This window comes from Dickeya fangzhongdai, assembly GCF_002812485.1.
GTDB classification, from domain to species: Bacteria; Pseudomonadota; Gammaproteobacteria; order Enterobacterales; family Enterobacteriaceae; genus Dickeya; species Dickeya fangzhongdai.
Window position 1 is genome coordinate 2,205,892 of record NZ_CP025003.1, and the last position, 14,603, is coordinate 2,220,494.

General features: G+C 57.1%; 10 protein-coding genes and 2 pseudogenes. 8 read left to right on the top strand and 4 right to left on the bottom strand.

Features of this window, described 5'->3' with window-relative positions; translation table 11 throughout:
- Positions 1–28: 28 nt before the first annotated feature.
- From CVE23_RS23255 to dmsD, 6 genes and pseudogenes are all read left to right on the top strand, one after another.
- Positions 29–466, top strand: a pseudogene (locus CVE23_RS23255) (DNA translocase FtsK 4TM domain-containing protein); the annotation flags it as partial.
- A gap of 570 nt (positions 467–1,036) precedes the next feature.
- Positions 1,037–3,490 (top strand): annotated as a pseudogene (locus CVE23_RS09990) (DNA translocase FtsK); the annotation flags it as partial.
- A gap of 207 nt (positions 3,491–3,697) precedes the next feature.
- On the top strand, positions 3,698–4,312 hold the full coding sequence (lolA, locus tag CVE23_RS09995) for an outer membrane lipoprotein periplasmic chaperone LolA (RefSeq protein ID WP_100849449.1): 615 nt from the start codon (positions 3,698–3,700) through the stop codon (positions 4,310–4,312).
- A 7-nt stretch (positions 4,313–4,319) separates the two neighbouring features.
- Complete coding sequence (locus CVE23_RS10000) at positions 4,320–5,663, top strand: replication-associated recombination protein A (protein WP_038918859.1); 1,344 nt, start codon at positions 4,320–4,322, stop codon at positions 5,661–5,663.
- A gap of 106 nt (positions 5,664–5,769) precedes the next feature.
- Positions 5,770–7,065: a serine--tRNA ligase gene (gene serS, locus CVE23_RS10005; protein WP_049853895.1), complete on the top strand. Its 1,296-nt coding sequence runs from the start codon at positions 5,770–5,772 to the stop codon at positions 7,063–7,065.
- 319 nt (positions 7,066–7,384) lie between these two features.
- A complete protein-coding gene (gene dmsD, locus CVE23_RS10010; protein ID WP_038918861.1) occupies positions 7,385–7,999 on the top strand; it encodes a Tat proofreading chaperone DmsD in 615 nt (204 codons plus the stop codon).
- A gap of 166 nt (positions 8,000–8,165) precedes the next feature.
- On the opposite strand, the gene CVE23_RS10015 is transcribed toward dmsD, so the two are convergent.
- The 3 genes from CVE23_RS10015 to CVE23_RS10025 all read right to left on the bottom strand — a co-directional run bounded on the left by CVE23_RS10015 (position 8,166) and on the right by CVE23_RS10025 (position 10,827).
- Complete coding sequence (locus CVE23_RS10015) at positions 8,166–8,771, bottom strand: glutathione S-transferase family protein (protein WP_100849450.1); 606 nt, start codon at positions 8,769–8,771, stop codon at positions 8,166–8,168.
- 246 nt (positions 8,772–9,017) lie between these two features.
- Positions 9,018–9,662 carry a DsbA family protein gene (locus tag CVE23_RS10020; protein ID WP_038918863.1) on the bottom strand — a complete coding sequence of 215 codons (645 nt, stop codon included), beginning with the start codon at positions 9,660–9,662 and terminating at the stop codon, positions 9,018–9,020.
- Between the two features lie 289 nt (positions 9,663–9,951).
- A complete protein-coding gene (locus CVE23_RS10025) occupies positions 9,952–10,827 on the bottom strand; it encodes an MBL fold metallo-hydrolase (protein WP_100849451.1) in 876 nt (291 codons plus the stop codon).
- Between the two features lie 102 nt (positions 10,828–10,929).
- On the opposite strand from CVE23_RS10025, the gene CVE23_RS10030 reads away from it, so the two are divergent.
- Together CVE23_RS10030 and CVE23_RS10035 are read left to right on the top strand one after the other, a co-directional pair.
- On the top strand, positions 10,930–11,838 hold the full coding sequence (locus CVE23_RS10030) for a LysR family transcriptional regulator (protein ID WP_038920945.1): 909 nt from the start codon (positions 10,930–10,932) through the stop codon (positions 11,836–11,838).
- A 130-nt stretch (positions 11,839–11,968) separates the two neighbouring features.
- Positions 11,969–13,120 (top strand): MFS transporter, encoded by a 1,152-nt coding sequence (locus tag CVE23_RS10035; RefSeq protein WP_100849452.1) that lies wholly within the window; start codon positions 11,969–11,971, stop codon positions 13,118–13,120.
- 27 nt (positions 13,121–13,147) lie between these two features.
- Here CVE23_RS10035 and CVE23_RS10040 read toward each other — a convergent pair whose 3' ends face one another.
- Entirely contained in the window at positions 13,148–14,077 is a 930-nt protein-coding gene (locus CVE23_RS10040) for a LysR family transcriptional regulator (protein WP_100849453.1), read from the bottom strand.
- Positions 14,078–14,603 lie beyond the last annotated feature (526 nt).

Sequence of the window (14,603 nt, forward strand, 5' to 3'; positions counted from 1 at the left end):
CAGCGCGGGTCGACGTTTACTGGAAGCGATGTTAATCGTTGTGGTGCTTTTTGCCATTTATCTGGCGGTGGCGCTGCTGAGTTTCAGTCCCTCGGATCCCAGTTGGTCGCAGACCGCCTGGCATGAACCGATTCACAATCTGGGGGGCGGGGTAGGCGCCTGGCTGGCGGATACCCTGTTTTTCATTTTCGGCGTACTGGCGTATGCCATCCCCGTGGTAATGGTGTCGTTGTGCTGGGTGATCCATCGCCAGCGCGGCCAACGCGCCACGCTGGATTACTTTACCCTTTCGCTGCGTCTGATCGGCACGCTGGCCCTGATTCTGACCTCGTGCGGGCTGGCGGCGCTCAATGTGGATGACATCTACTATTTTGCCTCCGGCGGGGTGTTGGGCAGTTTGCTTAGCAGCTCGATGATTCCGCGTTTCAATAATATCGGCGGCACCATGATTCTGCTGTGCGTCTGGGCCGCCGGGCTGACGCTGTTCACCGGCTGGTCCTGGCTGACGATCGCCGAAAAGCTCGGCGCCGGGGTGATGGGGTGCCTGACGCTGTTTTCCGGGCGTCGACGTGAAGATGACTACCTTTATGATGATGACGAAAAGGTCGATGAGTCGCCAGTCGAAACGCGGAAAGACGCTCGCCGTACAGCCGGGCCTCACGAAGAAGAATCCACCGCGATGTCGTCCTCGGCAGAGGACGATGACGTAGAGGAAGATGACGTGCTGTTTTCCGCCCCGGCGGTGACGGCGACTTCCGGTGTGGCCGCCGTTGCATCGGCCGCCGCCGGCATGCCGGCGGCAGACGAAGCGAACGAGCCTGCATTTGCCGTTGCGGCAACGCCTGATGCGGAGCCGGTGCTGAAGCCGCACCCTGAACCAATAGCCGTTACGCCGTTAGCCGGGTCTGAATCCTATGTCCCGCCGGTTGCAACGCCTGCGCCTGAATTCAGGCCGAAGGTTGATGTCTCGCCGGCATCGACATGGGCGCCAGCGCCTGCGGAGACAGCGCCTGTACCGGCTGGCTTTGCGTCATCACTGTCTGAACCGTTGCCTGACTGGCAACCGCTGATCTTGCAAGCTGACGATCGCATTGCCCGCACGGCCGCGGCGGCAGTCACGGCGGCGACGGTCGTTTCTGGAAGCGCCGGGGTTGCCCCTGAGCCGAAACCGGAACTGCAAAATGCGGCGCCGTTCATGCCGGCGTTTACCACCGATGAAGATAACAATCCGCAGGTCAAGCGCGGTATGGGGCCGGAATTGCCGCGGCCAAATCCGGTGCGTATTCCTACTCGCCGTGAACTGGCATCGTATGGCATCAAACTGCCCTCGCAGCGGCTGGCTGAACAGCAGGCCCGCGAAGCGGAGCAACAGGCGCAGGCCGCCCACGTTGAGCAAACCAGCACGTCGGCGTCGTTTGCCGCGCCAGCGCCTTTGCCGGACAACGTGACAGCGCAGACAGCGTTGCCTGACGACGAGCAGGAGTTGATACAAGACGCGGCGTTACGACAGGCTTTTGCTGATCAGCAACGCGAACGCTACGGCGAAACCTATCCCGATCATGAAGAGGACGAAGAAACGCTGTTGCAAGCGCAACTGGCGCGTGACTTCGCCGTCATGCAGCGTTCCCGTTATGGAGAAGCGCATGAGCCGGATACGGTGCAGGCTGCGCCGGCGATTTTTGCGGCTGAACCGTCCGAGGCGGTGCCTGCTGCGGCCGAAACCAGACAGCCGGACATGACGCCGAAGACCGAGGCTCCGCTGGACAGCGCCTTCGCTATTTCACCCTTTGCCGACCTGGTGGATGATGGTCCGCTAGAGCCGCTGTTCACGCTGCCGCCGCAGGAGAGTTTCCCTGATGAGCAGCAGGCGCAACCGCTGGCGCCAGTACATGCGTTGCAGACCGCTGCGCCGAACGAACCTGAAGCGGAAGCCGAATCGCCGTCAATTATGGACAGCCTGATTCATCCGTTCCTGATGCGTAACGACCAACCGCTGCAGAGGCCGACGACGCCATTGCCATCGCTGGACCTGCTGACGCCGCCTTCCATGAATGACGCGCCGGTGGATCGTGACGCGCTGGATGACATGGCGCGCCTGATCGAAACCCGGCTGGCGGATTATCGCGTTAAAGCGACGGTGGTGGATTACCATCCGGGCCCGGTGATCACCCGGTTTGAGCTGGATCTGGCGCCGGGCGTCAAGGCGGCCCGCATCTCCAATCTGGCCAGAGACCTGGCGCGTTCATTGTCGGTCGTGGCGGTGCGTATTGTCGAGGTTATCCCCGGCAAACCCTACGTCGGGCTTGAGGTGCCGAACCGCCATCGCCAGACGGTATTCCTGCGGGAAGTGCTGGATTGCGATCGATTCCGTGACAACGCCTCGCCGCTGGCGGTGGTGCTGGGCAAGGATATTTCCGGACAGCCGGTTGTGGCTGACCTGGCGAAAATGCCGCACTTACTGGTGGCCGGTACCACCGGTTCCGGTAAATCGGTCGGCGTTAACGCCATGATTATCAGTATGTTGTATAAAGCGACGCCGGCAGACGTGCGTTTCATTATGATCGACCCGAAAATGCTGGAATTGTCGGTGTATGAGGGGATTCCGCATCTGCTTACCGAAGTCGTGACGGACATGAAAGACGCCGCCAATGCCTTGCGCTGGTGCGTGGGTGAGATGGAGCGCCGCTACAAGCTGATGTCGGCGCTCGGCGTGCGTAACCTCAGCGGTTATAACGAACGCGTGATGCAGGCGGAAGCGATGGGTCGACCGGTGCCGGATCCGTTCTGGAAACCGGGTGACAGTATGGATATCCAACCGCCGGTACTGGAAAAGCTGCCGTATATCGTGGTGATGGTGGACGAGTTCGCCGACCTGATGATGGCGGTGGGCAAGAAAGTGGAAGAGTTGATCGCTCGACTGGCCCAGAAGGCGCGTGCCGCCGGGATTCATCTGGTGCTGGCGACGCAGCGCCCGTCGGTGGATGTGATTACCGGCCTTATCAAAGCCAACATCCCTACCCGTATCGCTTTTACCGTGTCGAGTAAGATCGACTCCCGTACCATCCTCGATCAGGGTGGTGCGGAATCGCTGCTCGGCATGGGGGATATGCTGTACATGGCGCCCAACTCCTCGATTCCGGTTCGCGTTCATGGCGCGTTCGTGCGTGATCAGGAAGTGCATGCCGTGGTGCAGGACTGGAAGGCGCGTGGTCGTCCAGAGTATATCGACAGTATTATCAGCGGCGATGACGACGGCGAGGGCGGTAGCCTTGGCTTTGACGGAGACGAAGAGCTGGATCCGCTGTTTGATCAGGCGGTGGCCTTTGTGGTGGAAAAACGCCGCGCCTCGATTTCCGGGGTGCAACGCCAGTTCCGCATCGGCTATAACCGTGCGGCCCGCATCGTCGAGCAGATGGAGATGCAGGGCATTGTCAGCGCCCCCGGCCATAACGGCAACCGCGAGGTGCTGGCGCCGCCGCCGATGGAGTAATTTTCGGTGCGGTGTATGTCCCTGCAAAGAAGCGTAAAAGTATTGGGTAACAGACAATTCGCCTGTCATGCCATGCCCGGCTGGGCTACATTAGCGTTCAACTGAAGCAGCGTTCAATTGAATCAGCGCTCAACTGAAGTTGCGTTCAACTGAAATCGGCTCCCGTCGGGAGCCGCGACGCGGTAAGAACACGCAAAGGATTTTTGTATGATAAGAACAGGGTTGATGGCTGGTTGTTTACTGACCAGTCTGGTTTCCGGCGCAGTCTATGCCGATGCGGCCGGTGATTTACAGAGCCGTTTGAGTAAAGTGAACAGCTTTCACGCCAGCTTCACGCAAAAAGTCACCACCAATGACGGTGCCGCGGTGCAGGAAGGCGCCGGTGAACTGTGGGTAAAACGCCCGAATCTGTTCAACTGGAAAACCACGTCGCCGGATGAAAGTACGCTGGTGTCCGATGGTAAAACACTGTGGTTTTATAACCCGTTCGTCGAACAGGTGACGGCAACCTGGGTGAAGGATGCGACCGGTAATACGCCGTTTATTCTGATCACCCGTAACGATCCGAAAGACTGGGGTAAGTACAACGTGAGTCAGAAAGGGGATGACTTCGACCTGACTCCCCGTGCGGCTAATGGCAATCTGAAACAGTTTTCCATCAACGTGACCAGTGACGGCACTATCCACGGTTTTACCGCCACCGAGCAAGATGGGCAGCGCAGCGCCTATACGCTGAAGAATCAGCAAAATGGCGAGGTGGATGCCGCGAAGTTTCGCTTTACGCCGCCGAAAGGCGTAGCGGTGGACGATCAGCGTCAGTGAGGCGTGTGTGAGCAACCTGTCACTCGATTTTTCCAGCAATCAGTTCCAGCCGCTGGCCGCGAGGATGCGGCCGGTCAAGCTGGCGCAATATATTGGTCAACAGCATCTGCTGGGGCCTGGCAAACCGCTGCCGCGCGCGATTGAAGCGGGGCAGCTCCACTCGATGATTCTGTGGGGGCCGCCGGGGACCGGGAAAACGACACTGGCCGAGTTGATTGGGCGCTATGGACATGCCGATGTGGAGCGGATTTCCGCGGTAACCTCCGGCATCAAGGAGATTCGCGAGGCAATTGAGCGCGCGCGCCAGAACCGTGATGCCGGGCGTCGTACCATCCTGTTTGTGGATGAAGTGCATCGCTTCAATAAAAGCCAGCAGGACGCCTTTCTGCCGCACATTGAAGACGGCACCATCACGTTTATTGGCGCCACCACCGAGAACCCGTCTTTTGAGCTGAACTCGGCGCTGCTGTCCCGCGCTCGCGTCTATCTGCTTAAAGCGCTGAGCGCCGACGATATCGAACAGGTGCTGGAGCAGGCGCTGCAGGATAAGGAACGGGGGCTGGGCGGACAGCAGATTGTCTTGCCGGATGAGACTCGCCGCCTGCTGGCTGAGCTGGTAAACGGCGATGCCCGGCGTTCACTGAATCTGCTCGAAATGATGGCCGATATGGCGGAAGTGGACGCCAGCGGTCAGCGTCTGTTGACATCGGCATTGTTGAAGGAAGTTTCCGGCGAACGCAGCGCCCGTTTTGACAACAAAGGCGATCGCTATTACGACCTGATTTCCGCGTTGCATAAATCGGTGCGCGGTTCGGCGCCGGATGCCGCATTGTACTGGTATGCCCGTATCATCACCGCCGGTGGCGATCCTTTGTATGTTGCGCGGCGCTTGCTGGCTATCGCGTCTGAAGATGTGGGCAACGCCGATCCGCGGGCGATGCAGGTAGCGATCGCCGCCTGGGATTGTTTCACTCGTGTCGGCCCGGCGGAAGGGGAGCGCGCCATCGCTCAGGCGATAGTTTATCTGGCGTGCGCGCCGAAGAGTAATGCGGTGTACACCGCGTTTAAAGCCGCGATGCACGACGCCCGTGATAAGCCGGATTACGACGTGCCGGAGCACTTGCGTAATGCGCCAACCCGCCTGATGAAAGAGATGGGGCTGGGCGCCGAATATCGTTACGCGCACGATGAAGATAACGCTTACGCCGCCGGTGAAGTGTATTTCCCGCCTGAAATGGCAGAAACGCACTACTATCAGCCGACTTCGCGGGGTTTGGAAGCCAAGATTGGCGAAAAGCTGGCCTGGCTCGCTGCTCAGGATCAAAATAGCCCGACAAAACGCTACCGCTAGCATTAACGTTGCGGTAAGGTTATTCCGAGATTTTCTGCTGCACGGCGCCGCTGTCGGCGCCCTGTAATTATCGATATCCCCTTAATAATACAAGCACAGGACTAGCATGCTCGATCCCAATTTACTGCGTAATGAGCTAGACGCAGTTGCCGAAAAATTACTGGCTCGCCGAAATTTTAAACTGGATGTGGAAGCGCTGCGTACGCTGGAAGAACGCCGTAAAGTGCTTCAGGTCGAAACGGAAAATTTGCAGGCAGAACGTAACTCCCGATCGAAAGAGATCGGGGCGGCTAAATCGCGTGGGGAAGATATTGAGCCGCTGCGTCGAGAAGTGAACACGCTGGGTGAAAGGCTGGACGTTGCTAAAGCTGAGCTGGAAGAGATTCAGAGCGAGATTCAGAACATTGCGCTGACTATTCCCAACCTTCCTGACGACTGTGTACCGCTGGGTAAAGATGATTCTGAAAATCAGGAAGTCTTTCGCTGGGGAGAGCCCCGTCAGTTTGATTTCCCTGTACGCGACCATGTGGACCTGGGCGACATTACGGGCGGTTTGAGTATGGCGCTGGGCGTGAAGTTGACTGGTTCCCGCTTCTCGGTGATGAAAGGTCAGGTAGCCCGGTTACACCGTGCGCTGGCGCAGTTCATGCTCAACCTGCATACCGCTGAGCATGGCTATGAGGAAGCGTATGTCCCTTATCTGGTCAACCATGCCACATTGTATGGCACGGGGCAGTTGCCTAAGTTTAAAGAGGATTTGTTTCACACCCGCCCGCTGGAAGAAGAAGCTGAAACCAGCAACTATGCGTTGATTCCAACCGCGGAAGTGCCGTTAACCAATCTGGTACGTGATGAAATTCTGGATGAAGAGTCGCTGCCGATCAAACTAACCGCACATACGCCATGCTTCCGCTCTGAGGCCGGCTCTTATGGTCGGGATATGCGCGGTCTTATCCGTGTACACCAGTTCGATAAAGTCGAAATGGTGCAGATCGTCCGTCCTGAAGACTCCATGCAAGCGCTGGAAGAACTGACCGGGCATGCGGAAAAAGTACTGCAACTGCTGAAACTGCCGTATCGCAAAGTGCTGCTGTGCAGCGGCGATATGGGCTTCGGCGCATGCAAAACCTACGATCTGGAAGTCTGGCTGCCGGCGCAGAATACCTATCGTGAAATCTCTTCCTGTTCCAACATGTGGGATTTCCAGGCGCGTCGCATGCAGGCGCGTTGCCGCAGCAAGGGCGATAAGAAAACCCGTCTGGTACACACCCTGAACGGTTCTGGTCTGGCGGTAGGGCGCGCGCTGGTCGCGGTGCTGGAAAACTACCAGCAGGCTGACGGTCGGATTGAAGTGCCGGAAGTGTTGCGTCCGTACATGAATGGTCTGCAATTTATCGGTTAATACCGTCAATCATGACGGCATTCACTCTCTTACTAAAGCGTCCTTCGGGGCGCTTTTTTTATGGCTGAAATCACGTCTCGCTGTGGTCATGGCGCGCGGAATTGTCTGATTCCGGCCGGATATCGGTATGGATGAGAGGATTCAGGCATCCTCTTATGGAGAGCTGGCTCGCGGGGTTCTAAGTTTTTTGTCGTTGCACTGGCCGGTACTGACTCAGCTGAGGAAAGAACCGGCAGTGGCAGGATGAAAACGCAGGATAACAACGCCCGATAACAGCAAGGAGGGAATCCTCCTGAAGACAGAGTCAACGAGGTGATTTATGCCAAAACATATCGTCAGCCTGACCGGACGGTTGCTAGGCGCTTTACTCTATTATGCACCGGATGATGAACATAACGCGGCGTGGATTGAGCGCCTGAGACATCAGGCGTGGCAGCAGACATGGCCATGTGGCGACCGGGCAGACATCGCCATTGCCGCCCGGCAAATTCAGCTTGGCTTGCAGCCGGGCTACGATGAAACGTTGTCGGTCGCCTGGCGGCGATTATTCAACAGTGGCGAGGAAGTGCCTGCGCCGCCCTGGGGGTCGGTATATCTTGACCGGCAAAATGTATTGTTTGGTGATTCGACACTGGCATTGCGGCGCTGGTTGCGAGAACTGGGGATTGAGCCGCGCTGCGATCGGCATGAGCCGGAGGATCACATCGGCCTGATGCTGATGCTGGCGGCATGGTGTGCGGAAAATCAGCCGGACAGCCTGGCGGAATTGCTGACCGAGCATTTGCTACCCTGGGCGACGCGCTATCTGGATTTGCTGGAGTGCCACTGTCGCCACCCGTTTTATCAGGGCGTGGCGCGGTTAACCCGCATCACGCTGCAGGACTGGCAGGCACGATTTCAGTTGATCCAGATGGAAAAGGCACTGTTCTATTGAATGGCGTTTTTAGTGAATAGCGCTTTATTGCACAGTGCCTGATTGGCGGTTGTTTTCGCACCTGGCTGTAATGTCGTCGGGCGGAAATCCTGGCGGCGGGTTGTTGAGCGATATTGCTCGCCGCGCATACCATGATGAATAGGGACTGTCATGGTATGCGCTGCTGTTAACCGTAGCGGGCGGCGCGCTGCCAGGCAGGTCGCGCCCGCATGGCTTCCAGTAGACGCCAGAGACTGGCGCGCGCCGGGGTGAGCCAGCCGCGCTGGGCGGCAATATCCAGCGGGAATCCCATCATGATGTCCGCTGCTGAAAATGCATCGCCTGCCAGCCAGCGAAATTTCCCGGCCTCCTGTTCCAGAAAATCATAATGCAGATTGAGCTGGGTAGTGGTCATGCTGCGAATCGGCCAGCCAAATGGTCCCATTTTGTGAGCGACCAGTTTCAGCAGCATGGCCGACATCAGTGAACCTTCAGCGTAGTGCATCCAGTAGCGGTAGCGCCAAATGTTCGGATTGTCGCTCGATGGAGCCAAATGCGGGCCAAATGTGGCGACCAGATATTCCAGGATTAAACCGGTTTCCGCCAGCACCTGACCGTCGTGCTCAACCACCGGCGCTTTTCCCAGCGGATGAATGTCACGCAAGGCTTTCGGGGCGCGCATGGTGGCTTTATTGCGCTGATAGTTAATCACCTCATAAGGGACATCAAGTTCTTCCAGTAGCCATAAAACCCGCTGTGAACGGGAGGTATTCAGATGATGAACACGAATCATGGGGCGTCCTGTCTATGGGGGAAATGCTGCGATTTCACACCGCAGGTCACGACGAAAAAGTCATAGGACATAAGGATGAAAGGGCGGCAATGAAAGACCACCTTTGCCGGGTGGCGTCAGTCTAACGCTCTGCGCACGGTGCCGACATCTTGTCGCTGCCGTGTTTTTGTATTTTCATGCCGACTACGCCGACAACCCGCTGTTTCCTATCGTGCGGTTGTTGCGGAAAAGCGGGTTGGGCGAAGTTTACTGATTTTCCGCCACCAGTTTTGCCAGATAGTCATGCCAGTCGTCAGGGCGACCCAGCCAGGGGGCAATATTCAGTGTGGTGAAGATATCGTCTACCGCGAAGACCAGCGTCGGAAAACCCGCGCCGCCCGACTGGGTAAGCCACTGACGGCTCTCTTCGATATGCTTGCGGGTCGGCAAACCGCGCCAGTGCGTGCAGGCGTTCTCAAAGTCGTCCAGCGACAGGCCGATTTCTACCGCCATTTTCATCAGTACCGGGGGATCGGAGATGCGCAGCCCCTCGACATAGTGCGCGCGTTGCAGACGTTCAAGCAGGTCGAGCCCCCGGCCGCCCAGCTCTTCCGCCGCCAGAATAGCCGTCGTTGGCGGTTCAGAGTCGAGCGTTGCCGTCACGTCCCACAACAGGCCATTGAAATAGCCATCGCCGAACGGCTGACCGCTCATCTGAGCAATGCGGCGGTCATGTGGTTGAACATAATCCCGCCACTCTGGGGTAATGCGACGTCGGTTCGGGCCGGTCATCATGCCACCGGCGTGCAGCACAACAGGCAACCCTTCGATTTTACGGGCTGCATGGATTAACGGCGCTGCGGCGTAACACCAACCGCACAGAGGGTCGAAGATGTAGTGTAGCCTGTTCATTCATACGCTCCGTATGTTACCCGGTGCACCGGGCACATCAGAAAAGGGAAAGAGACTGGGTTATCGCGCCACGCGCCTTTCCGAGAGAGTGTGGGAATGGCAGCCCGTTATTATCGCCTGTGTGGCGCTCTGCTTTAATTATTATCTATTTCCTGAGAGTTAGCAGGCGATGACATAATTTTCTGTACCCGTTCTGCGATCAGGGATCGCAAACCTGAAAGAAAAGTGACCCATCCTGACGCCAGAGGCGATCCGCGGGCGGTCGCCTCTGGCTTTTATCGGTCGGTTATCAGGGCCACTGCATCTCGCCTTTGATGACCTTGGCGCCCAGTTCCAGCGATGCGGGTTCGCCGAGGTCCGGGTAGGCGCGCTTCATCGCGTCGATCAGCGCCGTACTGTTGGCCGACGACGGGACGTTTTGCTCGAAGGTCTTCAGATACTGGCGGGTAAAGTCCACATTTTTCGGTGACCAAGGCGCGGAACCGTCTTTGTTCAGCAGATAGTGGCTTGGCACCACGGTGGTCGGGTTGAGCTTATCGATAGCATCCAGGTCCGCCAGCCAGTGCTGACGCGAAGCAACCGTCTGGGTGTCCGCCACCCACACATGGATATTCGCCGAGGTATGCACACCACCGACGACGGCTTTCAGCGAGGGAATCCAGACGAAGGTACGGTCCGGCGTCGTGCCTTTCAGACCCACGATATCAATAGTGTTGCCTTCGAGTGTCAGATGATCCGCATTCAGCGCCTGCGGCACCACGACCTGTTTCGGCGCGTTTTCTTTCAGAATCGGCCCCCAGTAAGCCACTTTTTTGTCTTTGGTGGCGTTGATGGCGGCGATGGTCTGCGGCGTAGCGACGATCTGCGCGTTAGGGAAGGCGGCTTTCAGTACATCCAGCCCAAAATAAAAATCCGGATCGTGATGGCTGATATAGATGGTTTTCAGGTTTTTGCCGGTGGCGCGGATTTTTTCCACCAGCTTTTCGGCATCGTTACGCTGGAACTGGGCATCGACCAGCAAGGCATCGTGTTCGCCGGTAATGATTTCAGACGATACCGGGAAGACTGATTTTTCTCCGGGGTTGTAAACCTCCATCTTCAGCGCGGCAGAGGCGGAAAACGCCAGGGAGGCGAAGAGGGTGGCGAGCAGGGTTTGTTTTAACACGGTAATACTCCTTCCTGAATAAGATGGCGTCATGGTAAGTTTCATTTTCGTAAAGAAAAACTCTGCCTGTCGAACAGCTTTGTTGCATAAAACGGACGAATGATGGATAGAATTACCGCGGCCCGGGTCTTTGTCGCCATAACCGAACAGGGCAGCCTGACCGGGGCGGCACAGGCGCTGGAGATGTCGCGTGCTATGGTGACGCGCTATCTGGCCGAGATGGAGCGCTGGGCTGAAGCCCGGTTATTACATCGTAGCACCCGACAACTGAGTCTGACCGGTGAAGGCGAGACGGCATTGCGGCACTGTCGCGAATTGTTGGCGGTGTCGCAAAAACTGGAGATGCCGTCCCGCGGCAGGAAGGAGCCATCCGGATTGTTGCGATTGACTTGCTCCCCGTCTCTGGCGCAAACGACGCTGGTGGCGGCGATCACCGCCTATCTGCGGCGTTATCCAAAGACCGCTATTGACCTGCAGGTAGCGAGTCATACCCTGAATCTGATCGAGGAGCGTATCGATCTGGCGATTCGCATTACCAGTCAACTGGATTCGGGGTTGATTGCGCGTCGGCTGGGGGGATGTCCGTCGGTAGTGTGCGCGGCGCCATCCTATCTGGCCGTGCATGGCACACCGCAACGTGTGGAGGATCTGGCGGTGCATAACTGCCTGACCTATTCCTTTTTTGGCAAAAGCCTGTGGCGTTTTACCTGCAAAGGCGAAGCCGTAGCGATACCGGTCAGCGGCAGTTTCAGCGCCAATGACTCGCTGATGCTGCTGGAGGCGGCATTGAATGGCGCAGGCGTAAGTCTGCAACCGGTCTATTCCGTCACAGACCTGATCGCCAGCAAGCGGCTTATCGCCCTGTTTCCCGAAGCGCAACCGCAAGAACTGGACATTTATGCGGTTTATCACTCCCGTGAGCGTATGCCGCCCGCACTGCGAGCATTGGTGGATTTTTTGGCGGAATGGTTCGATAGCAACCTGGAGTGGAAGCGGGTTTCTCGCCGTTGAAACAAGCCTGTGCTGTCGAAATATCGACGGATGAGCAAATTGTGCGGCGGCGGATAACGAGGCGATTGACTTTGCCATTGCCAGTGGCATGATGCGCGCAAAATATCCTCTCTTTCCGGTTCGTCTTCCCATGTCAACCACCTATACGCGCCCGGTTTTACTGCTGCTCTGCGGGCTGTTGCTGCTTACTGTTTGTCTGGCCGTTTTGAATACGCTGGTGCCGTTATGGCTCAATGATCGCCAATTGCCGGTCTGGCAGGTTGGCGTGGTAGGCTCGGCCTATTTTAGCGGCAACCTGTTGGGAACGTTGGTGGCCGGCGGGTTGATTCGGATCTATGGCTTTAACCGCAGTTATTATCTGGCGACCCTGATGTTTGGGCTGGCGACCGCGGCGCTGGCGCTGTCGCCGGATATCGGGAGCTGGATTCTGTGGCGCTTTGTCGCCGGGGTCGCTTGCGCGTTGATTTGGGTGGTAGTGGAGAGCGCGCTGCTGTGTAGTGGTAATGCGCTCAATCGGGGTCAACTGCTGGCCGCTTACATGATGGCCTACTATCTGGGCAGCGTCGTGGGGCAGTTGCTGTTGGGGATGGTGCCAACCGCACTATTCAGCATTCTGCCCTGGCTGGTGGCGTTGGCGCTGCTGGCGGTGCTGCCGCTGTTGTTTGCCCGCATTCCGCCGCCGCAGCCCGTGACCCAGCGTGTCAACGTCTGGCGCATGTTGCGTTATCGCACCGCCCGGTTGGGCATTCAGGGATGCGTGATTTCCGGGATCATTCTTGGCTCGCTGTATGGACTGATGCCGTTGTATCTGGCCCATCAGGGCATGAGCGACGCCAATGTCGGCTATTGGATGGCGTTATTGATCAGCGCCGGTATCCTCGGGCAATGGCCGGTCGGGCGGATGGCGGATCGTTATGGGCGATTGCTGGTGCTGCGGGTTCTGGTCTTCACCGTCATTCTCGGTTCGCTGGCGATGCTGGTTCCGGGGCGATACGGCATGGCTCCGTCGCTGTTTCTGCTTGGCGCTGCCGGGTTTACGTTATATCCGGTGGCGATGTCGTGGGCTTGTGAAAAGGTGGCGCCCAGCGAGCTGGTAGCCATGAATCAGGCGTTGCTGCTCAGTTATACTATCGGTAGCCTGTGCGGCCCGAGCCTGGCGGCAATGCTGATGCAGACGTATTCCGACCAGTTACTGTTTGTACTGATTGCGGCGGTATCGCTGGGGTATCTGATCATATTGCTGAAAAAAGCCGATCATCATCCCCGGCCGCTGGCTGTGTGAGCGATTTCGGCAACACCTGGGTCATGGTCATGACTGGCGACGACGGCCGCCCAGGGAAGGCTGCCCGGCTTCGATGATATTGTTCCACAGGACTTCGGCGACCGGGCTCAGCCGCTGTTTGGCGTTGCGGACCAGATAAAAAATACTGCTGAGTTGCAGACTTTCCGGTGCGACTGCGGTCAGTTTTCCTTCCTGTACCCAACGCGAAGCGTAGTGGACCGGCAGGAACCCCATATGGGTGCCGGCCAGAATCAGCAGCATGCAACTCTCCTCGCTACAGGCTATGTTCTGTTGCCCTTGTTTGGCTACCGGTCCCAGCTGTTTGCAGATTTCATTCATAGGGTAGCCGCCAATCAGCAGCCGTTTTGGGTTCAGGGTACCGTTGCGCCACTCTTGTTCGATGCGCTCGGCGTGTTCGGTCGCGACGTAAAATGAACTGTGCTCAATGAATGCGGGTTGGAAGAAGATGTCCGGCGGCACATCGGCCGGCAGAACCGTTAATACCACATCCAGCTCGCTGCTGCGCAGTCGCTCCATCAGCGTGTGATGGTCGCTGATGCTCAGGTTCATCGATGCATCCGGACTTAGCTCGAACAGACGATGAATCGCCAGTGAAACGGCTTGATCCGGATGAGATACGATATTATCCAGACAACCAATTCGTACTTCGCCGATCAGTTCATGTTTGATGCGGGCCAGACGGTTGGCAAAGTCATCCAGCGTGGCGATCACCGAGCGCGCTTCCTGATAGACTACTTCCCCTTCGGTAGTCAGCGAGAAACCGCCGCGACCGCGTTCACACAGAATCAGCCCCAGCGTGTCTTCCAGCCGGGAAAGGTAGTGGCTTAGTACCGGCTGACTCAGCCCGGTAGCGTCCTGAGCGTTGGTGATGCCTTTTTTCTCAACAATTTTGCAGAATAGTTTTAGCCAGCGAATTTCCAGTTTGTCGAGCCGCATAAATGTGCCCCTGAACACATAGCCATTTTAAATGTTAGCATTGAAATAAATCGGTTTTATTCAATGTATTTTCCCTTTATGGTACGCGCAAGTCGCTCTGTTTGGGCGGTCTCCACACCGCAATAATGTGGTTTATGCACGACACCAGGGTTCTTTTTCAGTATGTCGCATTAGGGCGGGCATACCATTACCTGCCATATAATATCCATGATTATCTATTTTCTTGCCGTGAGTTTGCTTCTGATTGTTGCAGGGAGAAAAAACACAGCAAAACAAGGTTATTCATTTCACGCGGACAATGAGCATAAAACGCTGCCTCTCAAACGGCGAGGAACCTCGAATAGACTATCTCGCTGATTGTGGCGCATGGTAAGTATGGATAGCCCAGAAGGGCGGCTCGGTCACGTGTTATCGGCCGATATTTGGCTGGCGGGTGGCAGGGCGTTAATTATCAACGTCAGCCGATTTTGGTCTACGCTGACGTTAACACTGGCTGAATGGGATGGCTTTGGTGGAGAGGCGCATT

What these genes read in the sequence shown, in the direction of transcription:
- lolA (WP_100849449.1), top strand. Translation starts at nt 3,698, where the DNA reads ATGATAAGAACAGGGTTGATGGCTGGTTGTTTACTGACCAGTCTGGTT.
- serS (WP_049853895.1), top strand. Translation starts at nt 5,770, where the DNA reads ATGCTCGATCCCAATTTACTGCGTAATGAGCTAGACGCAGTTGCCGAA.
- dmsD (WP_038918861.1), top strand. Translation starts at nt 7,385, where the DNA reads ATGCCAAAACATATCGTCAGCCTGACCGGACGGTTGCTAGGCGCTTTA.
- CVE23_RS10015 (WP_100849450.1), bottom strand. Translation starts at nt 8,771, where the DNA reads ATGATTCGTGTTCATCATCTGAATACCTCCCGTTCACAGCGGGTTTTA.
- CVE23_RS10020 (WP_038918863.1), bottom strand. Translation starts at nt 9,662, where the DNA reads ATGAACAGGCTACACTACATCTTCGACCCTCTGTGCGGTTGGTGTTAC.
- CVE23_RS10030 (WP_038920945.1), top strand. Translation starts at nt 10,930, where the DNA reads ATGGATAGAATTACCGCGGCCCGGGTCTTTGTCGCCATAACCGAACAG.
- CVE23_RS10035 (WP_100849452.1), top strand. Translation starts at nt 11,969, where the DNA reads ATGTCAACCACCTATACGCGCCCGGTTTTACTGCTGCTCTGCGGGCTG.
- CVE23_RS10040 (WP_100849453.1), bottom strand. Translation starts at nt 14,077, where the DNA reads ATGCGGCTCGACAAACTGGAAATTCGCTGGCTAAAACTATTCTGCAAA.